At 49.9% G+C, this 25,039-nt stretch carries 41 protein-coding genes, 2 tRNA genes and 2 pseudogenes; 14 read left to right on the forward strand and 31 right to left on the reverse strand.

Annotated elements, in window-relative coordinates; translation table 11 throughout:
* Positions 1 to 21: 21 nt before the first annotated feature.
* The 13 genes from ACD630_RS08875 to ACD630_RS08935 all read right to left on the reverse strand — a co-directional run bounded on the left by ACD630_RS08875 (position 22) and on the right by ACD630_RS08935 (position 9,160).
* Positions 22 to 1,185 (reverse strand): phage major capsid protein, encoded by a 1,164-nt coding sequence (locus ACD630_RS08875; RefSeq protein ID WP_430357690.1) that lies wholly within the window; start codon positions 1,183 to 1,185, stop codon positions 22 to 24.
* Complete coding sequence (locus ACD630_RS08880; protein ID WP_430357691.1) at positions 1,172 to 1,867, reverse strand: HK97 family phage prohead protease; 696 nt, start codon at positions 1,865 to 1,867, stop codon at positions 1,172 to 1,174. The genes ACD630_RS08875 and ACD630_RS08880 overlap by 14 nt, the downstream gene beginning before the upstream one ends.
* An 18-nt stretch (positions 1,868 to 1,885) precedes the next feature.
* On the reverse strand, positions 1,886 to 3,163 hold the full coding sequence (locus tag ACD630_RS08885; protein WP_430357692.1) for a phage portal protein: 1,278 nt from the start codon (positions 3,161 to 3,163) through the stop codon (positions 1,886 to 1,888).
* The gene (locus tag ACD630_RS08890; RefSeq protein WP_430357693.1) at positions 3,163 to 4,686 is read right to left on the reverse strand and encodes a terminase large subunit; all 1,524 of its coding nucleotides are present in this window, start codon (positions 4,684 to 4,686) and stop codon (positions 3,163 to 3,165) included. Before ACD630_RS08890 ends, ACD630_RS08885 begins: the two co-directional genes overlap by 1 nt.
* Before the next feature lie 9 nt (positions 4,687 to 4,695).
* Positions 4,696 to 5,178, reverse strand: a complete 483-nt coding sequence (locus ACD630_RS08895) for a terminase (protein ID WP_430357694.1) — start codon at positions 5,176 to 5,178, stop codon at positions 4,696 to 4,698.
* Between the two features lie 108 nt (positions 5,179 to 5,286).
* Positions 5,287 to 5,631 carry an HNH endonuclease gene (locus tag ACD630_RS08900; protein ID WP_430357695.1) on the reverse strand — a complete coding sequence of 115 codons (345 nt, stop codon included), beginning with the start codon at positions 5,629 to 5,631 and terminating at the stop codon, positions 5,287 to 5,289.
* A 210-nt stretch (positions 5,632 to 5,841) separates the two neighbouring features.
* Entirely contained in the window at positions 5,842 to 6,051 is a 210-nt protein-coding gene (locus ACD630_RS08905) for a hypothetical protein (protein ID WP_430358827.1), read from the reverse strand.
* A 122-nt stretch (positions 6,052 to 6,173) separates the two neighbouring features.
* Positions 6,174 to 6,698 (reverse strand): phage antirepressor N-terminal domain-containing protein, encoded by a 525-nt coding sequence (locus ACD630_RS08910; RefSeq protein ID WP_430357697.1) that lies wholly within the window; start codon positions 6,696 to 6,698, stop codon positions 6,174 to 6,176.
* Positions 6,699 to 6,890: 192 nt separating this feature from the next.
* Positions 6,891 to 7,619: a KilA-N domain-containing protein gene (locus tag ACD630_RS08915; protein ID WP_430357698.1), complete on the reverse strand. Its 729-nt coding sequence runs from the start codon at positions 7,617 to 7,619 to the stop codon at positions 6,891 to 6,893.
* A 231-nt stretch (positions 7,620 to 7,850) separates the two neighbouring features.
* Positions 7,851 to 8,114: an Rz1-like lysis system protein LysC gene (lysC, locus tag ACD630_RS08920; protein WP_430359959.1), complete on the reverse strand. Its 264-nt coding sequence runs from the start codon at positions 8,112 to 8,114 to the stop codon at positions 7,851 to 7,853.
* Positions 8,014 to 8,382 (reverse strand): hypothetical protein, encoded by a 369-nt coding sequence (locus ACD630_RS08925; RefSeq protein WP_430360124.1) that lies wholly within the window; start codon positions 8,380 to 8,382, stop codon positions 8,014 to 8,016. The genes lysC and ACD630_RS08925 overlap by 101 nt, the downstream gene beginning before the upstream one ends.
* Positions 8,379 to 8,906 carry a lysozyme gene (locus ACD630_RS08930; protein ID WP_430357699.1) on the reverse strand — a complete coding sequence of 176 codons (528 nt, stop codon included), beginning with the start codon at positions 8,904 to 8,906 and terminating at the stop codon, positions 8,379 to 8,381. Before ACD630_RS08930 ends, ACD630_RS08925 begins: the two co-directional genes overlap by 4 nt.
* The gene (locus ACD630_RS08935) at positions 8,906 to 9,160 is read right to left on the reverse strand and encodes a phage holin (protein WP_430358828.1); all 255 of its coding nucleotides are present in this window, start codon (positions 9,158 to 9,160) and stop codon (positions 8,906 to 8,908) included. Before ACD630_RS08935 ends, ACD630_RS08930 begins: the two co-directional genes overlap by 1 nt.
* 184 nt (positions 9,161 to 9,344) lie before the next feature.
* On the opposite strand from ACD630_RS08935, the gene ACD630_RS08940 reads away from it, so the two are divergent.
* Complete coding sequence (locus ACD630_RS08940; protein WP_430358829.1) at positions 9,345 to 9,695, forward strand: helix-turn-helix domain-containing protein; 351 nt, start codon at positions 9,345 to 9,347, stop codon at positions 9,693 to 9,695.
* A gap of 156 nt (positions 9,696 to 9,851) precedes the next feature.
* Here ACD630_RS08940 and ACD630_RS08945 read toward each other — a convergent pair.
* The 8 genes and pseudogenes from ACD630_RS08945 to ACD630_RS08980 form a co-directional block, all read right to left on the reverse strand.
* A tRNA-Phe gene (locus tag ACD630_RS08945) sits at positions 9,852 to 9,927 on the reverse strand.
* 607 nt (positions 9,928 to 10,534) lie between these two features.
* Positions 10,535 to 10,876 (reverse strand): annotated as a pseudogene (locus ACD630_RS08950) (ORF6N domain-containing protein); the annotation flags it as partial.
* Positions 10,877 to 11,100: 224 nt separating this feature from the next.
* Positions 11,101 to 11,439: an antiterminator Q family protein gene (locus ACD630_RS08955; protein ID WP_430358830.1), complete on the reverse strand. Its 339-nt coding sequence runs from the start codon at positions 11,437 to 11,439 to the stop codon at positions 11,101 to 11,103.
* A complete protein-coding gene (locus ACD630_RS08960; RefSeq protein WP_430358831.1) occupies positions 11,436 to 11,594 on the reverse strand; it encodes a helix-turn-helix domain-containing protein in 159 nt (52 codons plus the stop codon). The genes ACD630_RS08955 and ACD630_RS08960 overlap by 4 nt, the downstream gene beginning before the upstream one ends.
* Positions 11,591 to 12,052, reverse strand: a complete 462-nt coding sequence (locus tag ACD630_RS08965) for a hypothetical protein (protein ID WP_430358832.1) — start codon at positions 12,050 to 12,052, stop codon at positions 11,591 to 11,593. The genes ACD630_RS08960 and ACD630_RS08965 overlap by 4 nt, the downstream gene beginning before the upstream one ends.
* Positions 12,053 to 12,054: 2 nt before the next feature.
* The gene (locus ACD630_RS08970) at positions 12,055 to 12,570 is read right to left on the reverse strand and encodes a phage N-6-adenine-methyltransferase (protein ID WP_430358833.1); all 516 of its coding nucleotides are present in this window, start codon (positions 12,568 to 12,570) and stop codon (positions 12,055 to 12,057) included.
* Between the two features lie 2 nt (positions 12,571 to 12,572).
* Positions 12,573 to 12,773, reverse strand: a complete 201-nt coding sequence (locus ACD630_RS08975) for a hypothetical protein (RefSeq protein WP_430358834.1) — start codon at positions 12,771 to 12,773, stop codon at positions 12,573 to 12,575.
* Positions 12,770 to 13,207, reverse strand: coding sequence for a recombination protein NinB (locus ACD630_RS08980; RefSeq protein WP_430358835.1), 438 nt, complete (start codon positions 13,205 to 13,207; stop codon positions 12,770 to 12,772). Before ACD630_RS08980 ends, ACD630_RS08975 begins: the two co-directional genes overlap by 4 nt.
* A gap of 264 nt (positions 13,208 to 13,471) precedes the next feature.
* On the opposite strand from ACD630_RS08980, the pseudogene ACD630_RS08985 reads away from it, so the two are divergent.
* Both ACD630_RS08985 and ACD630_RS08990 read left to right on the forward strand, forming a co-directional pair.
* Positions 13,472 to 13,579 (forward strand): annotated as a pseudogene (locus ACD630_RS08985) (LexA family transcriptional repressor); the annotation flags it as partial.
* Positions 13,580 to 13,803: 224 nt separating this feature from the next.
* On the forward strand, positions 13,804 to 14,235 hold the full coding sequence (locus ACD630_RS08990) for a hypothetical protein (protein ID WP_430358836.1): 432 nt from the start codon (positions 13,804 to 13,806) through the stop codon (positions 14,233 to 14,235).
* Between the two features lie 277 nt (positions 14,236 to 14,512).
* Here ACD630_RS08990 and ACD630_RS08995 read toward each other — a convergent pair whose 3' ends face one another.
* From ACD630_RS08995 to ACD630_RS09015, 5 genes are all read right to left on the reverse strand, one after another.
* Positions 14,513 to 15,889: a replicative DNA helicase gene (locus ACD630_RS08995; RefSeq protein ID WP_430358837.1), complete on the reverse strand. Its 1,377-nt coding sequence runs from the start codon at positions 15,887 to 15,889 to the stop codon at positions 14,513 to 14,515.
* Positions 15,886 to 16,632, reverse strand: coding sequence for a helix-turn-helix domain-containing protein (locus tag ACD630_RS09000; protein ID WP_430358838.1), 747 nt, complete (start codon positions 16,630 to 16,632; stop codon positions 15,886 to 15,888). The genes ACD630_RS08995 and ACD630_RS09000 overlap by 4 nt, the downstream gene beginning before the upstream one ends.
* Positions 16,629 to 16,793, reverse strand: a complete 165-nt coding sequence (locus ACD630_RS09005; protein WP_430358839.1) for a hypothetical protein — start codon at positions 16,791 to 16,793, stop codon at positions 16,629 to 16,631. Before ACD630_RS09005 ends, ACD630_RS09000 begins: the two co-directional genes overlap by 4 nt.
* Positions 16,794 to 16,891: 98 nt before the next feature.
* Positions 16,892 to 17,224: a hypothetical protein gene (locus ACD630_RS09010; protein ID WP_430358840.1), complete on the reverse strand. Its 333-nt coding sequence runs from the start codon at positions 17,222 to 17,224 to the stop codon at positions 16,892 to 16,894.
* A 198-nt stretch (positions 17,225 to 17,422) separates the two neighbouring features.
* Positions 17,423 to 17,650, reverse strand: coding sequence for a helix-turn-helix transcriptional regulator (locus ACD630_RS09015; RefSeq protein ID WP_430358841.1), 228 nt, complete (start codon positions 17,648 to 17,650; stop codon positions 17,423 to 17,425).
* A gap of 57 nt (positions 17,651 to 17,707) precedes the next feature.
* On the opposite strand from ACD630_RS09015, the gene ACD630_RS09020 reads away from it, so the two are divergent.
* Entirely contained in the window at positions 17,708 to 18,151 is a 444-nt protein-coding gene (locus tag ACD630_RS09020; protein ID WP_430358842.1) for a helix-turn-helix domain-containing protein, read from the forward strand.
* Positions 18,152 to 18,740: 589 nt separating this feature from the next.
* Here ACD630_RS09020 and ACD630_RS09025 read toward each other — a convergent pair.
* A complete protein-coding gene (locus ACD630_RS09025) occupies positions 18,741 to 19,190 on the reverse strand; it encodes an ECs1072 family phage-associated protein (protein WP_430358843.1) in 450 nt (149 codons plus the stop codon).
* A gap of 273 nt (positions 19,191 to 19,463) precedes the next feature.
* Here ACD630_RS09025 and ACD630_RS09030 point away from each other — a divergent pair, with 273 nt between their 5' ends.
* Positions 19,464 to 19,844, forward strand: coding sequence for an antitermination protein (locus ACD630_RS09030; protein WP_430358844.1), 381 nt, complete (start codon positions 19,464 to 19,466; stop codon positions 19,842 to 19,844).
* A gap of 121 nt (positions 19,845 to 19,965) precedes the next feature.
* Here ACD630_RS09030 and ACD630_RS09035 read toward each other — a convergent pair whose 3' ends face one another.
* Both ACD630_RS09035 and ACD630_RS09040 read right to left on the reverse strand, forming a co-directional pair.
* Positions 19,966 to 20,412, reverse strand: coding sequence for a hypothetical protein (locus tag ACD630_RS09035; protein WP_430357718.1), 447 nt, complete (start codon positions 20,410 to 20,412; stop codon positions 19,966 to 19,968).
* Positions 20,413 to 20,430: 18 nt separating this feature from the next.
* Positions 20,431 to 20,556, reverse strand: a complete 126-nt coding sequence (locus ACD630_RS09040; protein WP_430358845.1) for a hypothetical protein — start codon at positions 20,554 to 20,556, stop codon at positions 20,431 to 20,433.
* Between the two features lie 131 nt (positions 20,557 to 20,687).
* Here ACD630_RS09040 and ACD630_RS09045 point away from each other — a divergent pair, with 131 nt between their 5' ends.
* The 9 genes from ACD630_RS09045 (at position 20,688) to ACD630_RS09085 (ending at position 24,376) form a co-directional block, all read left to right on the forward strand.
* On the forward strand, positions 20,688 to 20,963 hold the full coding sequence (locus ACD630_RS09045) for a hypothetical protein (protein ID WP_430357719.1): 276 nt from the start codon (positions 20,688 to 20,690) through the stop codon (positions 20,961 to 20,963).
* Positions 20,964 to 20,974: 11 nt separating this feature from the next.
* Positions 20,975 to 21,265, forward strand: coding sequence for a hypothetical protein (locus ACD630_RS09050; protein WP_430358805.1), 291 nt, complete (start codon positions 20,975 to 20,977; stop codon positions 21,263 to 21,265).
* Positions 21,250 to 21,453 carry a hypothetical protein gene (locus tag ACD630_RS09055; protein ID WP_430358846.1) on the forward strand — a complete coding sequence of 68 codons (204 nt, stop codon included), beginning with the start codon at positions 21,250 to 21,252 and terminating at the stop codon, positions 21,451 to 21,453. The genes ACD630_RS09050 and ACD630_RS09055 overlap by 16 nt, the downstream gene beginning before the upstream one ends.
* The gene (locus ACD630_RS09060) at positions 21,450 to 21,686 is read left to right on the forward strand and encodes a hypothetical protein (protein ID WP_430358847.1); all 237 of its coding nucleotides are present in this window, start codon (positions 21,450 to 21,452) and stop codon (positions 21,684 to 21,686) included. Before ACD630_RS09055 ends, ACD630_RS09060 begins: the two co-directional genes overlap by 4 nt.
* 106 nt (positions 21,687 to 21,792) lie before the next feature.
* Complete coding sequence (locus ACD630_RS09065) at positions 21,793 to 22,488, forward strand: hypothetical protein (RefSeq protein WP_430358848.1); 696 nt, start codon at positions 21,793 to 21,795, stop codon at positions 22,486 to 22,488.
* A 59-nt stretch (positions 22,489 to 22,547) separates the two neighbouring features.
* Entirely contained in the window at positions 22,548 to 22,730 is a 183-nt protein-coding gene (locus ACD630_RS09070) for a hypothetical protein (protein ID WP_430358849.1), read from the forward strand.
* On the forward strand, positions 22,727 to 23,032 hold the full coding sequence (locus ACD630_RS09075) for a hypothetical protein (RefSeq protein ID WP_430358850.1): 306 nt from the start codon (positions 22,727 to 22,729) through the stop codon (positions 23,030 to 23,032). Before ACD630_RS09070 ends, ACD630_RS09075 begins: the two co-directional genes overlap by 4 nt.
* Positions 23,029 to 23,769 (forward strand): phage recombination protein Bet, encoded by a 741-nt coding sequence (bet, locus tag ACD630_RS09080; RefSeq protein ID WP_430358851.1) that lies wholly within the window; start codon positions 23,029 to 23,031, stop codon positions 23,767 to 23,769. Before ACD630_RS09075 ends, bet begins: the two co-directional genes overlap by 4 nt.
* On the forward strand, positions 23,753 to 24,376 hold the full coding sequence (locus ACD630_RS09085) for a lambda exonuclease family protein (RefSeq protein ID WP_430357727.1): 624 nt from the start codon (positions 23,753 to 23,755) through the stop codon (positions 24,374 to 24,376). Before bet ends, ACD630_RS09085 begins: the two co-directional genes overlap by 17 nt.
* Positions 24,377 to 24,435: 59 nt before the next feature.
* On the opposite strand, the gene ACD630_RS09090 is transcribed toward ACD630_RS09085, so the two are convergent.
* Both ACD630_RS09090 and ACD630_RS09095 read right to left on the reverse strand, forming a co-directional pair.
* Positions 24,436 to 24,511 (reverse strand) — tRNA-Lys (locus tag ACD630_RS09090).
* A gap of 16 nt (positions 24,512 to 24,527) precedes the next feature.
* Positions 24,528 to 25,034 (reverse strand): coiled-coil domain-containing protein, encoded by a 507-nt coding sequence (locus ACD630_RS09095; RefSeq protein ID WP_430358852.1) that lies wholly within the window; start codon positions 25,032 to 25,034, stop codon positions 24,528 to 24,530.
* Positions 25,035 to 25,039: the final 5 nt, after the last annotated feature.

Here is a 25,039-nt window from a genome sequence, read left to right on the forward strand (position 1 = left end):
TTACCGCCCTCTCCGGGTTGATTAGCTGCCAGCAGGGGTCGCGAAAGCGCCTTTTATCATTGCCTGTGGTCGGTAGTGTGCCAATGCCAGACGCTCTTCACATAGGATGGTGAGCATGTTTTTCACAAAGTTATCGCGATCTTCACGACTCACCTCGATAGTAGCATCCATGCGATCCCAGACCTGGGAGGCCAAATCGAACCCCCCAACGGTAAAGGTACCTTGTGCCTGTGCCCGGGTGGGCACCACAGGCAACCCCCACATGATATTGCTGGCAAAGGCTTGCGGACCGCCAAAGATATAGCGCCCATCGCCATCTTTTAGCAGCGCGATGTTGTGCCAGTCACGCGGATTGAGGATGATACCGGAAGCACTGAACTCGGACTCCGTTACCTGGAAGATCGCGTGGGCGATCATGTCAGATTTGGTGTCACCCTTGACGTTTAAGGTAGTGTCGTAAGCCGTGGCAACGGTATTAATCCCCTTGAGGTTATCCCCGGCACCATCGCCATTGAGCAGCTGAGCTTCTTCCACCAGTGCCAGACCGTACAGCAGGCGGGTGTTTACATAAGATTGCAGCATCGGCGCATCATCCATCACCTGACGTGATGCCTGAACCCAATGCGCGATGGTTTTCACGTTGGCCGTGTCTTTTTCGAAGGTGATATCTGATTCAGGTTTTTGCGCTTTTTCTTTCACTGGCCTGGCGCTATTGGTAAACAGCTTTTCGCGCACATATTCCAGCGAGTTGCTGGAAATACGCCCTTGCGCCAGCAAATCGCGGATCACCAGGCGGCGCAATCCCGGCACGACGATCCCCGACACTTGCATGGGCTGAATGAGCGCCCCCGCGGACCCTGCATCACTGCCAAGGGACTTATTGAAGGTATTGGCTTCAAAGCGGCCTTTGCTGCCATTCCAAGACTTAGTGAGCTCTTGAGCAGCGCGCTCAGAAAACGATTTTTTCTCATCTGGGGCGTCCGGCGCTGAGGAGAGTTTCTGTTCCAGGTCAAACAGGCGTTGACCAGATTGGGTCATTTCGGCCTGCACCTTGACGATGTCAGATTGCAATTGTCTGGAGATCTGGCCAGTGCTTTCGATTTCCGCTTTCTGGGCATCAAACAGTTGCTGTACTTTGGCCTGTGATGCTTCCAGAGCCTTTTGGATTTGTTCAAGTTCGGACATGGTTATTTCCTAACGTGGCTGAAAATGTATTGATGCGCGAGATAAGCGCGGTAATGTCGGTTTTGTTCTCGTCGCTTTCGGACTCGCTCCGAATGGCTGATTTGAACCGGGCAATGAGCCCCACTGCTTGTGACTTGCTGACACCGACTGAATCCCTCAGCCAGTTTTCCACGTCACGAAGGGTTTCTATCCCCTCAGCACTTTTCATGGCGGAAACCCCCGCCAGGTCATTAGCCGGAAAGGTGCATACGCTGACCTCGCGCAGGCGAGAGACGTTTTTGAAGATGCGCCCACCGCTGGCGACAAGGCTGTAGTCGTCTTTGCTGACCGAGAATCCCACGGACATTCCTTCAACCGTGCCGTGTTGCATGGCGGCTTTCAGGTCGCTTGCGCCGCTGTGACCCGGCGTGAGCTGCCCACGCACAAAGAGACCTTTTGTGTCTTCCTGTAGTGCTTCCCACTTACCCACCGGGATTTCCCAGGTGCGGTGATTGAAAAACATCGCCACCTTGCGCGTCTGCGCTTCAAGCGCGCCTTTAAAGGCACCGGGCAGGATGATGTCGCCGTCTGAGTCGGTGTTGTTAAAGACAGAGGCGTACCCTTCAAAAATGCCCTTCGAGCCATCACCGGCAAACTTGATCTCTGTCTGCTCAAAAGAAAGCGTTTTGTTAATGTCTGGCATTGCTGACCCCATAAAAAACTAAACCCCGCTTTCGCGAGGCCGTTGGTGGCTGGTTCCCAGTTCGGTGATGGGCACATATTGCGCCTGACGCATGGCAACATCGCCGCCCGGTAGGGGGGGCAGGTTATCCAGTCGGCGCATTTCGTTGATGGTACGCAACCCGGATTCCCCCATGGCCTTCATAAACGCAGCACGTGAAGTTGAATCCCCCCGCAACAGGCCATCAAGGTTATGTTCAGCATGATAAACACCCACCTGTTCCGGCTTTAACAGCCAGCGCTGGATGCTGTTTTCCCAGCGTGAAATATAGGGTTGCAGTGTGTACTGGAGGAACCCCAGATTCTGTTGCTCGATGCCAGTTCCCCAGCTGGTCGATTTTTCCACCTCCCCTACGAGGTGTGGTGGTACACCAAAGAATCGCGCCAGTTCACTGACCTGGAACTTACGAGACGCCATCGTTTCGGCATCCTGCGGACTCACACCGATATCATGAGCCTGACAGTTTGCCTCCAGTATCCACAATAGTTTTTTTACCGGACCGCCAGCGATTTCCCTGAAGTTCTGTTCCAGTTGTTTGCGCTGGTCTTTAGAAAGTACCCTCTCTCCTGTAGAGAGGATCTTGGGTGACTTAGCGCCGTTGGCGTAAAAATCACGCTGCTGATCTTCCATCGCTACGGCTACGCCAGCCGATTTACAGGCATGCGCTATGGGAGATAAGCCCACTAACCCGTTAAACCCGAAACCCTTCAGGTGAAAAATTTCTCGCTGGCTGAAAGTGGCAAATTCATGATCGCGTTGGTATCGATAAACGATACGTTTCCCTTCCAGCCGGACATCCATATTGGCCGACAGCAGCGGGATAAGGCTAACCACATCGCCAACCCCATTGCGCTCAATCAGCGCATAGGCATTACCGTAGAAACAGAGTTGCATAGTCATTGACTCGCGAAACTCCTGCGCGGTCATGTATTGATTGGGAGAATAACGCAGCAGCCTGGCCAGTGGATTATCCAACCCCACCTTGGCACGGTTATCGTTACCGTCTGTTTTCAATACATCTAATGGCAGACTCGCCGTTAAGGTCGAAATCAATGACACACAGCGCCACACGGTAGAAATTTGCAGAAGGCGTACATCATTGATCAAGGAATCGCCGAGACTGCCGGACGCAGAAACGGGGCCGGTTTGCGATCCCTGATTTGGGGTTACCAGCCTGCCGCCGACGAACCATGACGCCACCCGCGCCCACCAGCCATTGTTGGTACGCAAGTCTATCGAGTATTGGGTATCTGACATTACATGCTCAATGGTTGATATAAAAAGTCTTCAAAGTCGCCACCCCTATCGACAACTTCACCGTTTGCAGCCCCCATCGCCATCGTGAGGGCCACCATGCCATCCATGCGGCCTGTCGCCTTGGATTTATCTATCTTGCGGTTACCCGCCGCGTCTTTGATCACCGTGGCGTTGGCGGCACACATCGTCATCACGGGATGATCACCATGCCGAAGCCGGTTGTTGAGTAACACAGTTTCCAATGTGTCGATGGCGGGAGCCATATCCCGATACCCCTGACCGAATTCCACCAGGGGAAGCGTTAACCCGATGCGGTCTACTTCTTTTTTGAAAACATCGATACGCCAGCGGTCAAAGGCGATAGCTTTTACATCAAAATCACTGAGTAACTCTGCGATTTTTAGCACCACAAAATCATATTCCACTGAGGTAGTCGGCGTCGTTTCGAGGTAACCTTGCCTGGCCCAAACATCATAAGGGGCGCGATCTCGCCTGGCCCGGTCGAGCAAGGTCTTACCCGGTGTCCAGAAGAACGGGAATACCAGCCAGTCGCGCTCTTTATCCTGTCCCACAATCACCAGCGCGGTAAGGTCGTTCTTTTCTGACAGGTCGAGCCCCGCGTAGCACTCCCCAACAATCATGCCCGGACGAATGTCCTTCAGAATACTGGCTTCCCAAACATTACGGGAGACGAACGGTGACACAGTGGATACGCGCTGATTTAGATTGAGATTACGAAAGGTATTTTCACTGCTGGGCATCCTCGTCGCCTCTTCTGCCCGGCGCTCCATCTCGTCCAGTGAACGAAAGGTTCCCAACGCCGGATTAGCGGCACGCCATGCAGCCCGATCCATAATGTCGGCGTCTTTTTCGGCAGTATGCACATGGCAAACAATATGTGGATCGCCAGAAGTTGCCGCGTCATCAATCCACACGCTCAACAGGTCGGCGTCGTTGGCCGCCTGGGTACTGATAGCAATCAGCAAAGGTGTCTCATGCGCCCCTTGTGAGGTAACAATGGCGTCAACAAAATCACTGCGCGGACCTACTACCTGCCCCACTTCATCCAGAATGGCCAGCACTGGAGAAAGACCGTGTGCGGTTTTACCCTCGGCGGCCAGCGCCTTGTACTCAACATTACAAGGGGTACCAATCAGCCGCTTACCGCTGGGAATGATATGCACAATGTCCTGTAGCGCGGGGTTAAGATTAATCATTTTGACCGACAGGCTAAAGACCAGCGCAGCCTGCTCTCGGCTCATCGCCCCACTGACGATCTGAGAGTTTTGCACCGCTTCTGGGCCAACCAGGTGAGCAAGAAGTATTCCAGCAATTAACCCGGTTTTCCCGTTCTTTCGGGCGATGCTTAAAATTGCCCTGCTGGTGCCCACCGGGTTGTCATAGACATCAAGCAGAAAGTCTTTCTGGAAGCCATCAAGCTTCATCGGCTGTCCGATAAACTTGCCTTCCGGCACAATGCAATAGCGCTCAATGAACGCTATCACGCGCTCACCTCGCGTCATGAATGCCCCTTAATGTTTTGGAAACGCGATCAGATTATCGTCTTCGCGTTGATGACCACTGACCGTGCTTCTGGCGTTCCTGTCATTCCTGTTTTTGTTACGCTGGTCGCGGCTTTCACCGTTGGTAGCGTGGGAATGGATTTGCAGATCTCGTCGCTGTGCCAAAATCGCGCGCTGTAATTCTACGATTTGTTTGCGCAATTCTTTAATTTCAACCATGTTTCTCGCCTCACCGCGCACGCGCTCTTCGTTACGTAAATCACGCCGTAACATGGTGATATAGTGTTGATTATTTGCCAGCTCAACAGCGGCTAACAGGTCAGCGGGTGTCCAGCTATCCAATGCTTTGGATCGAATATTGTCATGCCAAAAAGGCTCGGCTTTTTTTTCCAAACCCGCGTGCGCCGGGGGCTGAAGGGTGTCCCCGGTCGCATTTTTCATGGCCTGGATCGCCGCCGTCGCACTGTCAGAGCGGTTTCGTTTTTCTGCCATTTGAGAGCACCTTGAAAACTAAAAAAATCGGGTTAGCGTTAAAGTTGAGGAGGGCGGGCGGTCAGGAACAGCAAGCGCCCTGAACTTTTCCCCCGCCCCCCTATGGGGTTAGCTGTGTTTGAACCAGTCTGAATTGGGATCGAGAGGCATACCATTCTCATCGCAGCCGATGACCTTGTCCCGCTTTTCCATTCTTTGTTTAGTCGATGAGTGATGCGGGACGCACAGTCCCTGCCAGTTCTCTTTATTCCAGAATAATGTTTGTGCCTTTGCTATCGCCGCCTTGTCGCCAGACTTCAACGCTTCTTTAAGTTTGTGCGGAATGATGTGGTCAACAACGACAGCGGGTGTTATCCGTCCCTGCTCGTGGCACATACGGCATAACGGATGAGCGCGCAAAAATGAAACACGCGCTTTGTCCCACCTGCTGTTGTAGATGTGGGGTCCTTTCAAGACTCATCCCCCTCTTTAGTTCCAGTTAGACTGACATAAGCGATAACCCCGCCTTGGTGTGCGGAGAAACGCGGTATATCCCGTTATTGATCCCCTCTGTGCGCTAACTGCAAGGAGAAGTCAGGTCTTGGCTAACACAGCAGGACAGCGACGGGAGTGACGCTACTGAATGAAATATCGAACACTCTCGGGAGAATGCCCTGGATTTCGTCATTTCTTTTTGGGCTGGTATTTCATCGCCCATGCCTTTGCTATGCGAAAGCAATCGTCAAACATCTTCCCCTTCCCTGATGCTGAGCTTGAACAGCGGTAGTGATCTAGCGCCCTGTCTGCCCCCTTCAGGGCGACCGATGGCGCATAGCCCTGTTTCAGCAGTTCGGCGACCACATGCTTTTCAATGAATGCTGTGTAGTCTTTCATGCGAAAACACTCACACCGAACATACTATAATTCATTGTTTTCATTACGGGTCCTCACGTTGGCTAGCATTGCCGCTGAATTAGCAGACTCATTGACAATGCTTTTGTGTCACTCACCACCAGTTAAAACGTCAGCAGCAATTGCGCTTCTTCAATCAGCACGTTGATTTTCTTCGCATGTGCCGCCTTAATGCCTTTCCACTCGTTCAATCCCGTGCCAAACACGCTGGCAACGGCTTTGTCCGTTTTTAAGTCGGCGCAAGCGGCATTGAGTTCCTGCATGACGCTGCGCTTGCGGGGATTGGTAACCTGACCTTTTGTCCAGTATTCATAGAGCACGTCATCGCACTCCTCCTGATACTGAACCACTTTGTCGCGACTTTCTGGCTTAACTTTATTCGGCTGGATACTGGCCAGCCAGGCAGCCAATTTGCGGAGTTGTAGACAAAGCATTTTTTGTGGGCCACCTTGGGTAGGGATCATGATTTCCATGACCCCCTTGGCAAAGCGAGATTTCAACTTACCCGCCTGACCCTGGTATGCCAACCCCATACCCTCAATGATTGGGCGCATCGGGGTATAGGGTTCATCGTTACAGTTAACGACATACAGGGCATTTCCATGAAACGGAACGGTGATTGTTTGCATAGTGCTTATCCTTACTTAGGTAATGAACCTTTGGCGCATAGGAAATCAGCCCGTCGAAGGCAGCACTAGCCAGCTGCTTCCTCAAAGGCTCATTCCTAAACAAGATCCGACGTGTGATGGGTGCATGCACTGCACCGATGAAAAGGCCCGGATTAACCGGGCCTCAAGGTTTCTCTTTCGCTTTTTGTCATACTAAGCCGCCAGTCGGTGTTGTTCTTCAATCAGCGGTTGGCGATGGTTTTTGTTAAATATTCCCATCAGCGTGGCTTTGCGTTGCTCGAAGTCCCATCCCATGCCAATGAATACCGTATTCGCGCGTTGCAGTTCGGTAATGCAGTGGATCTGCTCTGGCGTCAGATAGTCACGGAGAGATCCTTTCTTACCTATTTCATGGTGGACTCGAAATTTTGCGGATGTCATACCCAGTGCAATGCGGTTAATCAGGTCAGCTTCGTTGCTGAAGTGATGAGGGGCAATGTTTTTCCCCTGTGCCTCACGCTCGTGCTTGATGGCATCGGTCAATGGGCGGTACTCAAGCCGGGCCATATCACGATACGAAATACGTATCTGCTCTTTGGCAACGGCTGCATCAAACGTGCGTATAACATGAAGGTGGAATTTGGGGCTAATCCACATAGCATAGGCGTAAACTAATTCTTTACACACGTAAGTCCCACCGTTTCGCCCCTCAATAGTGAAAAAGGCTAAACTACGGAGTTTTCCCGTAGTTTCATTTTCTATCTCTCTTATCAACCCCTTAGTATCTGGTCGGCGCATGAATTCATGTATTTCAAATGTTCTTTCTGAGCGCTTTTGCCCCTCTGATTTTTTAGCCGCTTTCTGTAAATCATTCAGACGAAAATAACCTGATTGATCAGTTTTGATCACAACGCCGCTTATGATTATCGATAATTTATTCATAGCGTTTACCTTTTCTATGAAATGAACCTTTGCCGAAATAGAACGTCAGCCCACCGAAGGCTCGCCAGCACAAACTGACGCCCTCAAAGGCTCATTCCATAGGTTCAGGTTCGGTGTTTTTAGATGCGCTTTCGGTGCGCGGGGATATTGCAAGACACAAAAAAAGCCCGGATTAACCGAGCCTCATTGTTTGGTTTCACAGCCTTGCCACTTCTTCACAGAGTTGCACAGCTACCTGGCAGGTAAATGCTTCCGGGATCCTTCGATTTCCCGAATGCTTCGCTTGTCGGCGTTACACTTCTCAATAACGGTCAGCAATTCTTCATTCAGCGCTACGCTCTGGCCGTATGTCATTTGATGAGCGATTTCAGGCGCTGGGCAGTCCTGTAGAAGTTCAGCGGGGATCGGTACGACGGGTGCCGTTACGTATTCTGTCCGCGTGCTCTCGCAGCTTGCTAACGACATCATCAGGAACAGGCCGAACAGCACACTCATCAGTCGATAACTTTTCACGGATGTCAACCCCGGTATTTTCCGACCGCTGCTGTATCTGCTGTTTTTCATCGTGATTGGCCTGTGTGATGGCGGTGAAGATGCGCATCGACTGGATCACATTTCCAGCGATGGTTTCGGCCTGCTTTTGTTGCCGCTCTGCTGCTTCGAGGTCTTTCGCTTTATCACTGTATGCGTCGTGGTAGTAGTAGACGCCAAATGACAGTGTAGCCAGCAGAGCAACGAGAGCGGCGTAGAAATATAGCCTCATGCGCCGAGCCCCCAGCACGATAATTCCGCCTCCTGGTCACGCCGCGCTATCTGCCCGTAACAGTTATTGGCGCGGATACGGCAATCTTTGCCTCCGTCCCAAATCCAGCGCTTAATCTCTTTGCAGGCACCAATGAGATCGCCGGCATTCAATTTGCGGTAGAACGTTGAGGTGAAGCAGTTACCGGGACCGATATTCCACGGACAAAATGAGGCAATGCCGACTTTCTGAGTCTCAGTGAGCGGCACTTTAACGTTGCGATCCACCCAATCGAGCGCCTTTTGCTGTTCTGCGGCATCAATCTTTGCACACTGCCCGGCGGTCAGCTTCATGCCCTTCACTACCGGCTTGCCATCTACCCGTGTCACGCCACCGCAAATCGTCCAGATGCCGCCGCCGTCAGGATAAGCGTTTATACGCATCCCCTCTTTTTCAGTCTGGAATTGCGCCATCATCACGGGAGCAGTCACGCCAGCAGCGATGAGCGCCAGCATTGCCGCACTGAGTTTGCTTGCTTTTGACATCATGCACCGCCTTTTTCCCTCAGCTGATACTCCTTCCTGCGGTAGTACCAGTTGATTACAAAAGTGCCGATTGTGCAGACCATACCGACAATAATTGCCCAGTCACCGAGCGTTAACCCGGCCATTTTGTCTGCAAGCAACCATACGCTCTCTGTAGTTGATGCGGCGTAGGCTCTGGCAGACGCGCCAAGGCCCATTAAGCCCGTCCCGCTTCCGTATGAAAGCCTGCTGTAGAGAGTGCTCATTCGTGTCATACCCTCACCTCCCGGCAGGGATGGCGCTGTGTGTTATAGAAAGGGGAAATAAAAAAGCCACGCATAAGCGCAGCCTGATTGAGTCTTCTGTAATCACCTAACAGGAGTGGAATAAATAAATCAAATTAGTTGATTTTTGATTTCATTCTTGTATAATCATCTCAGGTTTCCAAGGAGGCACAACATGGTAACTGGTTTTGGTAAATATCTTAGAAAACTGAGGATAGATCGGGGTATGGTGCTAAAAAACATGGCAGATATGCTGGGTGTCAGTTCTGCTTACCTGTCTGCCATTGAATTAGGTAAACGAGCCATTCCTGACTCACTAATAGATGCCGTAGCGTCTGCTTGTAGGTTAAGCGATGAAGAAGTGCTTGAACTAAAAAAACAGGCAGATATCTCTCAGCCATCACTCAAAGTTGATATGTCTGATGCGGAGGATAAAAACAAAGAGTTAATGCTTGTCTTTGCTCGAAAATTTAAAGACTTGTCTCCCGAACAGCTTGATAAACTGAATAAAATGCTAAAGGATTAATAATGATCCCTGCGAAACGAGAACTTGGCCATCGCGTTTCACCTCTCTTTATGCCCCTGTGAAAAAGGGGTAAGCGTTTTAATCTATTATCAAGGGAGACGGGACAAACGCCTCCCTTTTTTATTTTTAAGCCACGCCGGAGCGTAGCCTTAAATGTGGTGGAACCCGATAGAATCGAACTATCTCCTGATGCTCTTCAGGCATCCGCGCGAACCATCTACGCCAGAGTTCCAGATGCAAAAAGCCCCAACCACCAAAGTGAGTTGAGGCTTAATGTCCTGCGCGCTTTTGCCGCAGCATGGGGGTATTATGTGTCCGGACGTCCGGACAGTCAAGGATTTTAGCTGATCTTTTGATCAGTTAATCAGCCTCATCAGATTCTCTTTGACGAAGTTTCGGCGCTCATCTTCGTTGGTAAGCACAACGACACCACGCTTTTCCAAGTGTTCTAATAGTGTTTCAATATCCCCTATAAAACAATTGGAGGCGACCACCTCTGTCCGTGTCACACTGCCATCTGCATAGTCGAGAACAACTCTGCCAGAGATAGCAGGTAAGCTATTTTGTGAAGGTGCTCTGCCGATGAATTCACCCTCAATAGATACACGAGCGGCAAGAGATAACGCCTCGGTAAAATTATCTTCGGGAATTTCTTTATAGCTGCAACCGAAGTGGCTTTTCAGTGCTGACCACAGCGTGATGGTTGCTTTTGCCTGATGCTCTTGCGGAACGCTTCGACCACGATTAATCACTAACTGTTTGATGGCTTCTTGTTGTTCAATGCTTAATTTTCCCGGTAATGATTTTGTTTTGTACGTTAGATGTTTCGATTCTTTCAGATTGAAGTAGCAATCTTCCAGTTGCTCGAATACTTCCCATGCCTTATCTGTCTCGAGCATCTTGGCGTGTCTTGCTGCTCCGCGCTCTGTCCAAAGGATGAGGCTGCGCGTGTGTTTTGCAACTGACTGACTTTCTGTCAGCCTGTTCTTGTATTCCCTAAGCTCATCCCCTTCCAGCTTGAAAAGATGCTTACCATTAATGAATCTTTCCACATTGCGCTTGAAATTTTGTTGGATGCTGTTCACTTCGGCACCATACAAGTTAGCCAGTAACTCAGTAGTAATAACCGGTATGTTGCCATGAGTAATAACATGAAGGTTATCAATAAGTTTGCATGTCATTTTCGTATCCTTTTTGAGAGGAAACCTGAGAGGCTCAGGCGGCCAAGTGCTCAAAACTTGTACGAAGGCAAGCGGGCTTATTCCCCGAAGGTATTTTATTCACCCACACTCGGCCATATCTGAAATATGGACACAAGAAAGCCGCAAGACTAACGGGTGCGGTAGCCGTTCGTAAGGTGTTTTGAGCACCTAGGAAAGAATATAGACCCGAATATCATTTTGCGTCAAGCTACCTCCAAAAGCCCAGCCACTCTCCCTGCTACGTAGGCCTCAGCGCGTGAAAGGCATGCAGTGATATAATCTGGGCGACTTTCAAGCTTTCTTGCTATCGCCCTGCACGACGCTTTCCCCCGGTAATACGCCACCACGATATCGTAGCCCAGCGGGTCGAAATGCTTGAGCCGCCCTACCGCCCGGTCAACTGTCTCACCGTCGGCATCAGACAGCATGGGCCGGATATCGCAGCTTGCCGTGACGAGGGGCCATGCCGCCTTGTACTCGGTGCCAATGCGTGAGCCACTCCAATTTCCCCATGCCGTCAACAGGTATCGAATATCTCTCATTTTACCGCCCCCCAGTTTTTGCCGTTCCGGATGCTGTAGATATGCTGCTTGCTGGTCTCGAATTTCCTCGCCACCTCCGCCACCGGCATACCGGAGGCCAGTAGCGCACGGATAAGCGGGATATCTTCCGCCGTCAGTCGCACACGCTGTCTCATGCCGCTTCCCCCATCCGATAAGTAATGCCCTCCTGATACCAGGGTGGTAGCGTGAACTCGATTCGCCAGATATTTCCGCCGGCGCGTAATTCCCGCAGTCGCTTGAGCTCAGTTTTCATGTGCTGATAAATCTCATCCATCTGCCACGGCTTTAACCGCACCGGCACTGCCGCCAGATGCGCTACGCGGTCAATGACCATCTCCCCATAAGTGATGTTGGCGTGCATCGTGAACTCATACGGGTCTTCACCCAATTTACGGTGGCAGCCCGCGCAGTGTGCGAAGGCGTTGAAGGGATGGTAGCGGGTCGCTTTGTGTCGGCGGGACTTGAAGTGGGAGCAATGGAGATTACCGTGGTCGTGGTGAAAATAGTTACCGCAGTAGTCGCACTGCCAGTTGGTTCTCTCGCGCACAAGCTCAGAAAATACCGCGTCGTGCTTATCGCGTTTTAGTGCCATAGCTACCTCCACATCCGGTTAATCAGCGCGTGCCTGCTTACCACGGTCATCCCTTTAGGGGTTGTGCGCCACGGTCGCCAGATGAACAACACGCTGCCCTTGCTGTTACCCGCCTTGCCTTGTTTGCCCGTTTCAGCGCTGATAAACGACAATCGCCCTTCGGTGATGAAGCGTACCTCATCAACCGTTTTCTGTGCCTGTGCGAACCATCCCGTCGAGGTATCCGCAGGCAGCAGCATAACGACCGTTTTATTCTGCTTGCGGCTCTGCTCAGCAGCTTTATCAACCCAGGGGCGGATATTGCTGTACGGGGGATTGCAGAAGATGGCGCCGGTGCTACTCCAGTCACAGGCAAGGGCATCATCCTCTGGCGTCAGATACAGACGACACAGGGTATTGTCGTGGTCCGCGGCGGCATCGAGGTAGAAGCCAAACTCCGCATCCAGCGCCTGGAAGACCTCGGGCGGGGTTCGCCATGTGTCCTTGTGCTCTGGTCTGGTGTGTGATTTGAGTGCCATATCTACCCCCACACCTTGTTGAGCATTGAGCGTGGTGTTGGTTTGAGGTACTGCTGTTCGGGAAGGGTGACAACGACATCCCAGTATTTGGGGTCACGGCTCAGTGACCTGGCAGCGCGATAGCCGTTGTCTTTGTAGTGCCTGACGAGTAGCTCCGCCTCTTCACCGGTTAACCCGTCGTACTTGAAACTGGTTTTCTTCATCCGACTCTCCCAAAATAATCCCCGGAATAACGCACCTCCCGCCGCCTGACGCCGTTGCCGACCGACCAGGCCTGGGCATACTCAATCAAACTGTTCATGCGCTTTACGCCCATCTGAGCCGTGCTCTCGCGGATGCTGCAAAACTCCCCCTCCAGCCCCGTCACCACCTCCCCCGGCCTGCCGGTAGCGATGGCATGTCCCGAGACAAACAGCGCTTTCCAGTCCAGCAGCGGGCGGGGTTTATCGGCCCACACCACCTGACGCGAAACATCGGTGCATAACGCATGGAACAGGTCGTTCTGCGGTAATGTCCGTTTAGCATCGTTGAGGGTAATTTCGAGAGGGCGGTGTGGGTCGGTGGGCAGGGAATCAATAAAGGCTTTCAGGTTTTTTCGTATTCGTTCATCACGCAACAGGAAGCGTGTTTTATCCATGTCACCCTCCGCTTCTGGCGCGAAGCCTTCTGTCCTGCTCTATCAACTTTCCAATAAGTGATAGAATGAAGTTAATTTTTTGCTCGCTTGAGGTTATCTCATAGCGTTGTAACAACGCCACCTCAGGCCTGTCTGCGTTACTCAATATCGTGGATATATCATTCAAATAGGGAGTTAACTTATTCATGGGTATGCTTTCCTTTAATACAACCTGTCCTCACTGCTTGAAAGAAAATGCAGTGTCATAGGGGGTTCGTGAACATAGGCGGGGTATACTTAAAGGGTCTACACCCGCAATGGCCTATGGTGCCGATCGATGGAAGTTGCCGCCTCATTGGTGTGGCTGTCGAAACCAAAATGCGGCTAATCTAGCCACGGCATAAGCAGATGGGTGTAGGTACATAGCACGCACCCGACACAGATAGGGGCGTTACTAGTTTGCCAGGAATGAAAACTTCAATATAATGGATTGATATATGAAAATCGGTTTTTATGCATTTTATAGTCAAAAAAAACAAATGAAATCCTCTATAGTAAGCTGCTTTAATCGCCAAATAGGCACACTATCACGCTAGTACAAATCCGGTGGAGGTGTTATGCGTAACAAAATAATGCCCGGGATTTGCATTGTAGCCATCCCTTACCTCTTTGTTTTTGCTTCATATTTTATTTTTCGTCATTATCTGCCAGGCGTGTCTTTTTCTTCCCATAAAGATGGACTTGGTGCCGCATTGTCATCTTATGCAGGAACAATGATAGCAATCCTGATCGCAGGAATGACGTTTATGATAGGAAGCAGAACCAGAAAGTTAAGTAAGATTCGAGAATACGGATACATGACCTCTGTAGTCATCGTGTATGCACTAAGTTTTGTTGAGCTTGGTGTGCTTTTCTTTGCTGGCGTTCTTTTGATCTCAAGTATCGACGGCTACATGCTGCCAACGGTTGCCATCGGGATAGCTGCTGCCTCATTTGCTCATATATGCATGCTTGTAATTCAGCTTTATAACTTTACGCATGAATCCTGAACATACCCATCAATTTTGGCCCCCACCCGGCCCCGCGCCGGGTTTTTTGTGTCCTGTCGATGAAGTACCTTGACCGACACCTCGCCCCTCCAATTGCTATGGTTAACCATGGGGGGCGTTTTTACCCCCCCAAACCAAAAGGGCTGCCATTGCCAGCAGCCCCACGATGCATTCTGTTAGATAGGCTGTCATTCCTGTTTCCCTCGCTTTAAAAACCCATAACTTCTTTCAGCGGCTTTCCGTGTATCCCTTTTCATCACTCCTCCTGTTTGTTTGCCTAGACGTCAGCGCCTTTTGCGTACCTGCGTACGCTGGTTTCTGTCTGCTGCCTTGTCGTGCACTTCTCCCGCGCTTCGTCCTGGTCGCACTCAATGAAATGACCATTAACGAATCGTTGGTAGACGGTGCCAAGTGAGCCGAATCGGTTTTTTGTGACGATGATTTCTGCGAATGGAGCGGCGGGTGAATTCTCGTTATACACCGCGTCGCGGTAGAGCATGATGATTGAGTCGGCATCCTGTTCAAGGCTGCCAGAGTCACGCAAATCGGCGTTGGTCGGGCGCTTGTTAGGTCGCTTCTCAACGTCTCGTGATAGCTGACCAAGCGCGATCACTGGCGTTCGCAGCGTCTTGGCCATTGCCTTTAGGCTCCATGAAATATGGGCTATGGCAAGGTCGTTACGCTCCGCTTTCGGTTTGGCGATCAGGCCGAGATAGTCTGCCATGATCAGCGATAGCGCTGGGTGCTCCTGTTTGTGCCGCCTGGCAATGGCTACGATTTCCTCCACCGTCAGGCGACAAGCATCAACGACCCATACGTCAAGATCTGCCAGTCGGTTAATCCCGTCAACAATCCTCGCCCATCCCTCATCGTCAAGGTTTGAAGGGTTACGCAGCAGACTTACCGACATCCGCCCTGCCCCGGCTATCGAACGCTCAGCTACCTGTAGAGAACTCATTTCCATGCTGAAAATCAGAACGCCCTTCCGCTGGTTCTCCCCGGGTAACTTCCGGTTTGCCACGCCTTCGGCAACCTTAAGCGCCAGTTCAGTTTTCCCCATTCCGGGCCGGGCGGCGACGATCACTAAATCCTCAGCGTTCATCCCCCCGGTGATCGCGTCCAAGTCGTCAATGCCTGTTTTCAGCGTGTCGGACTCTTCCCCGTTTTTCAGGCGGCGCGCTAACGTGTTGCTGTATTCGGAGATGATGTCTCCAAGGCGAACCGGCTTCACTTCCTGCTTCGGCTTTCGAATGCCTGACAGTCTGCCGATAAGTTCGTCCATCGCCACGGTAGCCACTTCAATCGATGAATTTCCGATTGTCCCGCGCAGCTTGTCAACAGCCAAAACGAACATCCGGCGCTGGTACATCTCAGTCACCATGTCGGCATAGCCCCGCAGGTTTGCAGCGCTGGGGCAGCTACGCGCCGTTTCCATGATGTCGGCAAAATGCTCATCGCCACATTCCTCGGCAACCATCAGGGAATCAATCATGTTTCTGGTGCGAGCCTGTTTACGGATCACCTCATAGGCTCGTTTGTAAATCGGGATCTCGAAGGTTTCCGCCTCCAGCGTTGCCAGAACCTCAGTTGCCGTTGGCGTTAAACCGCCGATCAGCAAACCACCAATCACGCTGGCCTCGATATCCTGTCTCATAGCGTACCCTCCCTGATTTTCGTCAGCGTTTTGCGCTGAAGCAGGTAATCAAAATTAGCCACCCAGCCGCGATCATTGTCGCCAAAGTGGAACGGCCTGGCAGCAGCCATAAACGCCCTGACGTAGGACCTAAAGCCGTCCAGGTTTGGCGTGGCCAGAGATTTAACCAGAGCAGCAAGTTTCCGTTTTCGCTCGTCATTGGCTTCAACAGCGTGAGGCAGTCTGTCACCCACGGCTTCGTTGTAGGCGTTCAGGTAGTCGTCGTATTTGATTGGGTTTGATTTTCGTTTGGAGGGTTTACCCCCCTTCACACTTTCACCCGTAGGGGGTAAGGGAGTTTTAGGTTCTATGACTGGTTCAAAAGAGTGACTGATTCTGGTGCCGCCTGTCGGCATAGGGGGTGTGCCGCCTACCGGCATAGGGGTGCCATTTCCCGGCACAGGGGGTGTGCTGGTAGTCGGCATAGGGTTATCCAATTTCAGATAGTAAACATTGGATGCATTACCCTTGCCATTATTCGTACCGGTACGATTTTCTTTTACCAACAAACCCGCCTTTTCCAGTGCATCAATGTGATCTCGAACAGTGCTTTTACTGCATTCACAATGATCGGCAATATGCTGATACGAAGGCCAGCACTCCCCTTTGTCATTGGCATTATCAGCCAGCTTCAGGAGAACCAGCTTACGTATCGGGTTACCGACTTTGATATTCATGGCCCTAGCCATCAATGACATGCTCATTTGCGTTTCTCCCCGGACTCATGCAGAGCCAGGTAAAGTTGTTGTTGCAGGCGGAAGAGTTCGGCGAATTTCTTCGCCGCATCCTCTGGCATCAATGTTTGGGGTTCAGGATGATGGCGACAGGTGCCCTTTTGCTTGAAATTCCGGCTGTTTCGTGCCATAATTCCTCCTGAAATCAATTTGTTGTTGCAATTTTAAGCCGGAAAAGTGTTCTCCCACTGACCGGCTTTTTCTTTTGTGCTTGCATCATGTTCCCCTCCTATGCAGCAAGGCATTCGTCGCCTGATACAGATCCAGCCGCTTCCAGTTGATACTTCGCGAACTCCATCGCTGAACGAAGCAGATAGCGGTATTCATCCAGCGGCATCTTCTTCTCTCCCTCGAAGACAAAATCCTGCACACCACTGGCGGCTAAGATATCCATCGTCTCAGTGAGCTTCTCTGAGCGGCGCAGGACGGTTGAATCGGCGACACCGAGCATTTTTGCGATGTTGGTCTGGCGTACCCGGACAATCGCCTGATATGCTGTTGTAACGAGGTGACGGCTAATGAACTCAACCGCAGAATTTTTGCGTGTTTTTGCACGTTGCATTTGTGATACTTTCCTTATTGAAAAAAATAGGTTATCGGATGCGCGTGTAGAGACACGGCACCTGTGTTTTGGTGATCAACAGACGTGACGAAGCCGTGAGCCAGTCACAGTGAGTTTGTTACTGTGGGATGTTGCGTTCGCCACGTTGTCGGTGGCTTCCGTAGGACGAGGGTCCGTTGTAAAGAGCGGTACTGCTGGTTAAGCTGCGTTATTTTCAGGCGGAAACAAATCATCAATCCCGATGTTTGCTCCAAATTTGTTAAAGACAAATATCAATTTTCTGCACATCGAAATATTTAGAGTTCGCCTTCCGTTTTCATAGTGGGCAATAGCGCCTGGAGTACATCCCGCCGCTTGAGCCACATCAAATTGTGTAAGGCACAATGATTTGCGTACTTCTTTAATCTTATTCACTTGAGCCTCCATTTGGTTCAGACCCAATGATACATATCGTATCGACAATAATCAAGAGATACATACGTAATGTCGTTTGTCGGTGGCTATACAATCCGTAATAATCTAGGTATGAGATATAAATGGTCAGAACTAGTGCGCTACCGCATGAAGGAGCGAGGCGTTACGAGAGAAAGAATAGCTAACATGCTGGGAAAAACTCCCGGTGCGGTAGGTCATTGGCTTAATGGTAGAAGAGAACCATCTCTTACAGAGATAGCTTCTATATTTCAAATTCTAGGTTTGAGTAACGTTGTACTGCACAGTGATGGCCGTGTGAGCCTGCCTGATGATTACGATCCAAGCGTTTTGACGAAGGATGCCCTCACAGCAAGACAGAAAGCACTAGTTGAACTATTTGCTTTTTTTCCTGAAGATGAACAGGAAAAAATGTTGAAAGAACTACGTGAGAAAAAAGACCAAATGGATCAATTGATAGAGAAATGGCTCAAAGCAAGGAAAGACGCTTCATAAATTCTATACTTGCAGTTAACAGATTGATAAATGACAAAATTTTAAACGTATTTTAGCCTTCCTCACTCTTCATCATCACTTTCACCTCACTTTAAAAATAATCTCTTTATATTCATATGGGTACGGATTGTATCGATATTTTTCGATACAAAAGGTATTTACATCATTCGATACATATCGTATCCTTCCTCCCATCAACCCACCAGACAGCCTTCAGCCAGACGGTGGAACACCAACCCGCAACGGCAATACCCCGGCAGGCAAGACCTCGAGTTACCCGCCGATTGCCTGAGCGTAAGTAGCCAGCCCGAGGCGCACGAACATGACGGCGGTTGGGATAGCTAACGAAAGAGGAGATGGAAGATGGTAACAAATACAAATAGCGCCATTGAGACCCGGCGCTTTGATAAAGACGCAATCAGCACAGTGTTTTCAGCCGGTAGTATGTACATTGCGAGCCTGCTGTTTGACGAGTTGAAAGATAAGCACAATGCCCAACTCGGAATAGTTAAATCTCAGGATTCAGCTATTCGCGGTGTAGTCTGTGAGCTTTCTTCACTGAAGATGAGCATAACAGAAGCTGAGGCTGTTACTGATCAGACCTTACATACTGATCTCCTTCACCTATCGACCAACCAGCGTAACTCGCTAAGTCAATTTTTGGCGGATTGTCGTAGTTTAAAATCGTTTTTAGATACTTGCGCTCTTCTTCCGGCAGATATTCAGAATTCATTTCTTCCTGAAGGACAAAAAGCAGGTCATGAACTGAAGTAGATCTTATTTCTTCTGGTCTCCAGTTGGTTTTTAAGAAAACCATGTGATGCAGAGCTTTAATACCAGAAAGATCAGAAATTGATTTTTTATATTTATCCCTATGATTTTTAAAAACCATTTCGATTAAAAGCAAATGATGTAAGTGGGTATGGCATTTAAGGACTTTCAGAGTAGATGGTTTCTCTCTGATATCGTATTCATTGGTGTCGTAAAACTTGATGAGATCATGCTTTAACGTAAGGTAAAGATTGTCGTAGTCAGTCATAGAAAACCTTCTTGGTTGTGTGAGAGCGCCAAGGATACCACTGCCGCCTGAGGTGGAGAATTAAACCAGGCATTAAACCACAGCAGATTAATGAGTCTGCTCTGTTTTAACCGCTCTTTTTACAACGAGCCTCGCGCTCTACGGAAGGCACCGACAACGTGCCGAACCTTTGCCCAGATGTTTTTGGGGTGTGGTGGGCTGAATAAAAATTATAGCCAACACCAGGACTATAGCCGTTCACCACACCACCAAAACCATCTATTGGAGGGGAGCATGGCTACTATCATTTACCGTAAATCCGTTAATCCCGTTAATTGTGTTAGCAAAACCAACGCCGCTATTCGCCGTCATGCCAGACGCAAGGCAGAAGCGATCCGGCGTGAACTGGTGTCATCCCGTATTTATAAGGTATTGGGGCAGAAGCCAGAGAAACGCAAAGCGCTTAACCGAATCGAATTAGCCTTCAAGCGCAAACGGGCGCCACGAATTAATTTCAATTTACTGGCTGGATTCAGAGAGCAAATTAACCGTTTCGCCGAAAAGTACGACAGGGTTAAGCGTATTAGCCATCGTATTTGGTACCGCAAACCGAAAACAGACTATGGCATTACCGCCAGAGCAAAGCAGACGCATACATCGCGGCCCGTTCATTGAATTTGAGTAGGGGGCGTGCTGCCTGGAGAATGTGGCGTTATTTCAGGAGGGGGACAGGAAACAGGCGGGGACATTTGCGGCAAGGTAATACTCACCGCATAGAGGATAATTTTTGTAATATTTAACCACAAAGTAACCGTAACAACGTTGATAGCCTGGAAAGCTTTTCTTGATTTTCAACAGGAAGATCCATTTTTATTTGCGTTTTCCGCAATGCTATAGGCTTCAGACAAGACCAGATGTTGTTATCGATGCTCTCAAGTTCAATAAGTTTTGCTTTCAGGTCTGCATCACTGAACCGGGCTTCATTTGTGAATAATCGAAGATACTCAAAGGATTGTTTCGCGGCTCCGGCGGACTGCTTGCCAAATTGGTAAGTCGATTGCACCGCTGAAATAATCACGATCATCACCCCAAAGAAAAATGGGTTCGCTTTTAGCACTATCGCTGAGCCGAAAATCAACGTTAACACCGAAAAGAGTCGGTCAAGTCGCCCCGTCGCGGTGGTGTACAACTGTTCAAGATAATACCCGTACAGGATGCGGTCTTTAATTTCATCTCTGCTCATAGCGATTCCTTATGGTTGTCAGCCTCCGGTTTTCTTCGGTGGCGGTGGTGTATATTCCGGCTGCGGTATAGGTTTTACAGCTTTTTCCGGCATGTGTTTCTCAATCAATTTTCCCGGGGGGGTAACTGCTTTCTTTTCAGACATCGGTCTAAACCTTTCTTGCATTGTAGGGGTACACTGATTTTAACATATTTAAATTTCTCGTTGTAGGGGTACACCGAGACCCTCGCCGCCTGAGAGGGTCACCAAAGCAGGTACTTAACACGGAGACCACCATGCAAAAGCTCATTGACGAATTCGACCACTTGATAGCGCCGGGGACGATTGTTACTGATATCATCCTGTCGGGCGTTGTAGACGACTGCGGCTATTTAATGCAACAGAATGATACCCCTGACTTTTTCAGCGTCTATATCCGAGGCAGCGACGGCTTGCTACAGGCCATCGGTGACCTCTCCGACCGTGAGGACGCACTCGCTTATGCCGCGAGGATGCTTGAGAAATATCAAGCACAACTCACGGACAATACCCGGAAGTTATTAAACGATTGAGGTATGTATTTATGGAAAATGAAAATCGGACCACGATTAAAGCATGCTTAAAACCAATTGCCCCTTCTGATTATGATGAGTGGTGTGATGCCTTGGAATGGCTAGATAAAAACGTCGTAGATTTTCCAACAGCCATAGAGAATGACATAAACAATAATGTTTCACCCTGGATATTTAAAAACTGGTGCTTTATCGAGACTATTGATGGTGAAATAGTTTTCGCCAATGGCTTAATACCATGCATTGATGTGAAAGATTTAAAGGAGTACAGGGAATTTAATAAAAAATGGCAGATGATGTAGATATAGCCAGCCAGAACGAAGAAGCCTTTCGCCAACACCTGAGCAGCAATCATCGAGAGAAGGAATTACCGGTTAACGGGCGCTGCTATAATTGCGAGGGGCCAACCGAGGGTAATTTCTGCTGCAAAGAATGTCGAGAAAATTGGGAGAAGCGAAAATATTTTGATAACCAACGGAGGATTGAATGATGCAACTTAATAAACCTCATATCACGACCTTCAATCACCCTAATTTCGGTGACATGGTCGCTGTCACCAACGGCAGCAATAATATTAATGATTCACGTTATTTGATGAGCATCAATACTCACCCATATGACGACCACGAAACATTGGTATACAAATCAACCATTGCCTATCTGACGGAAGAAAATAAGTGGCTTAAAAAGCAGGTGAAAAAATTAACGGGTATCCATGACTGAAACACTTTCAGCATTCCCATTATCCGTTTATCGCCGCAATTTCCCCCCATACTCAATAACGCCATCGGACGGTGGTTTTTTTACGCCTGAATCCAAGGAATTTTAAATGAAAAAATTCGAACTCACTGCCGAAGTGAAAGCGTTTTTCGGCATCAAATTGTTTCGCATTAAAGCGCTTATCGCCTTCGGTAATGTTCGAGCTGGCGAATTAGGCGGCTGGGTAAAAAAAGAATCGAACCTGGCTCAGGACGGGAATGCGTGGGTGTTCGACGATGCGCTGGTGTACGGCGATGCGCGGGTGTACGGCAATGCGTGGGTGTCCGGCAATGCGCGGGTGTACGGCAATGCGCGGGTGTCCGGCAATGCGTGGGTGTCCGGCAATGCGCGGGTGTACGGCAATGCGCGGGTGTACGGCGATGCGCGGGTGTACGGCAATGCGTGGGTGTCCGGCCATGCGCGGGTGTACGGCAATGCGTGGGTGTACGACGATGCGCGGGTGTCCGGCAATGCGCGGGTGTACGGCAATGCGTGGGTGTCCGGCAATGCGTGGGTGTCCACCGATGCGGACTGGATCACCCTATCCCCCATTGGCTCAGAAAATGGAGTTCTAACCGCATTCAAGCAGAAGGATGAAACGGTAATGGTACATAGGGGGTGCTTCTCTGGAACTATTGAAGAATTCGAATCGGCAGTTAATAAGCGCCATTACGACAATAAGCACGGTGAAATTTATCGTCATGTCATTTCGTTGCTGAAATTACGGTTTAACCTGTCATCCTGTCATAAAGAGATGAATATTTAACCCTCGGCGATATTTTTCGGCATCAATTAATACATCAATCCAAATTAAGGAAAGCCACGATGGAACTTACTATCGCGGGCGCCCCCATCGTGCGTCCTGAAATTAAATTTTACCCGATTCGGTCAATCGAACATCACTGCTCAAATATCGTCACGGGCCAGAGCTTCAAAAACAAAAGCGGGCTGCAACGGTTATTCGAGCAGCTTATTGCAACGGTTAATCAGAAGGGGAACCCGATATGAAAATCAGCGAATCAGGACAACGAGAGATAGAAAAAATTATCTCGACATTCTCAGATGCCGATTTGGATGTGGTTAACACCTATTACGCGTTTGCTGATAAACGGGTAAAGCAAGATGAAATTTTTACTGCGATTCGCAGGATGACCGGCGTTGACGAAAGCGTGGTTGACATTCTGGCCAATGACCCTGAGCAGCAAATAGCCCTTGAGACATTCACGGATAGATTTATTCAGCTGCTTGCAAAATACGAATACGCCACGGAGTTGTGGTTGAGAATGAGAGATGAGGAGGATGCAGCATGAGCACGGCATTAACAACAATGGCAGGGAAGCTGGCTGAGCGTCTCGGTATGCAGCCCGGTACGGACTTGATGAATACCCTTAAGAATACGGCGTTCAAGGGGGGTAACGTCACGGACGAGCAATTTACCGCCCTACTTATCGTTGCCAACCAGTACGGGCTTAACCCGTGGACGAAAGAGATTTACGCATTCCCTGATAAGGGCGGCATTGTCCCGGTTGTTGGTGTAGATGGTTGGGCGCGGATCATTAACGAACATCCTCAGTTCGACGGAATGGAATTCGGCTACGACAAGAAAGAGGGGGCTTGCACCTGCAAGATTTACCGCAAAGATCGCAAACACCCCACTGTAGTCACCGAATACATGGGCGAGTGTAAGCGCAATACCCAGCCGTGGCAATCACACCCCACCCGTATGCTGCGCCACAAGTCACTTATTCAGTGTGCACGCATGGCATTTGGGTTTGCTGGCATTTACGACAGCGACGAAGCAGAGCGGATCATCGAAAGCAGCCCGGCAAGCGTTGTTGTTGGACAACAAACAGACGAGCGCCGACCGGCATTGATTGCCCGGTGCGAAGAGGCGGCTCAGCTAAGCATGGAAGTCTTCGCAGAAACATGGAAAAACCTGACCCACGAAGAGCGCCAGATTATCGGCAATGCAGAGAAGGAGCGCATCAAAAAAAGCATTCCCGTCGATGCAGAATATAGCGAGGTGGATCATGCAACAGCGCAGTGATGAATGGTTTTCCGCCCGTTGTGGCAACGTGACCGCCAGTCGCCTGTCTGACGTAATGGCAAAAACCAAATCGGGCTATTCCGCCAGCCGCCAGAACTACATGGCAGAGCTTATCTGCCAGCGCCTAACAGGAAAGGTGGAAGAAAGTTACGCAAACTCGGCCATGCAGCACGGCACTGAACTTGAACCGGTGGCGCGGGAGATGTACCTGCTTAACCAGTTTGACGCAGAAGTTACAGAAGTGGGATTTATTCCCCATCCAGAGATCGTAGGATTTGGGGCGTCGCCTGATGGCCTGGTCGGAAATGATGGCCTGATAGAAATAAAATGCCCCAACACATGGACGCATTTAGAAACCATCAAGACCGGTAAGCCGAAAAACCAATACCTCCTACAGATGCACGCCCAAATGATGTGTACGGGCAGGAAATGGTGTGATTTTGTCAGCTATGACGACAGGCTACCGCCAGACCTTGCCTATTACCAGTTGAGAATTCATCAGGACGATAAACGGGTTGCTGAAATAGAGGAAGCGTTAAGGCAGTTCCTGGCTGAACTTGAAAACGAACTTGAGGCTATCAGGAAATTATCCAGGGTAGCAGCATGAGTGCATGCACGTCGTCGTGCGGCCGTGCAATCAGGTTCAGCCCGACGCAAGGGGTAGCATGGTGGGTTGTGCAGGATTCGAACCTGCGACCGATGGATTAAGAGTCCACTGCTCTACCAACTGAGCTAACAACCCGTAGTGGTATAATTAATTAGAGGGCGGTGACGAGAAAAGCTTTCACAACCAGAGAGAGAATACCCAAAACTCCAGCACTCAGCATCCAGCGAATTAACTTCTGCTCAGAGCGGATACCCGCCATCTCAAGCTGTAAATCCTTGCGGACTAAAGATATCTGCGCTTCAGTTTTCTCAAAGCGAGCCTGCATCTGAGCTTCATTTTTCTCGAAGCGAGCGTCAATATCCTTACGTACATCGGCTATCTCTGCGGATAGGTCCTTACGTACGTCGGCTATCTCTGCGGACAGATCCTTACGCACATCGGCTATCTGCGCGTCGGTTTTCTCGAAGCGGAACTCCATATCTTTACGAACGTCAGCTATATCGCGCTTTACCTCTGCGATATCAGCCTTGGTAGCAACATCAGCCACCTCATGAGACTTGCGTACGACGAGCGAAATCGCCTTGGCCTGCTCACTGGTAAGCCCGGCGGTTTGAAGCTCTTCTGACGCCTGCAATGTATCAAATGCAACCTGGCCCATAGCGG

It is taken from the genome of Symbiopectobacterium sp. RP, from assembly GCF_050472005.1.
GTDB lineage: Bacteria > Pseudomonadota > Gammaproteobacteria > Enterobacterales > Enterobacteriaceae > Symbiopectobacterium.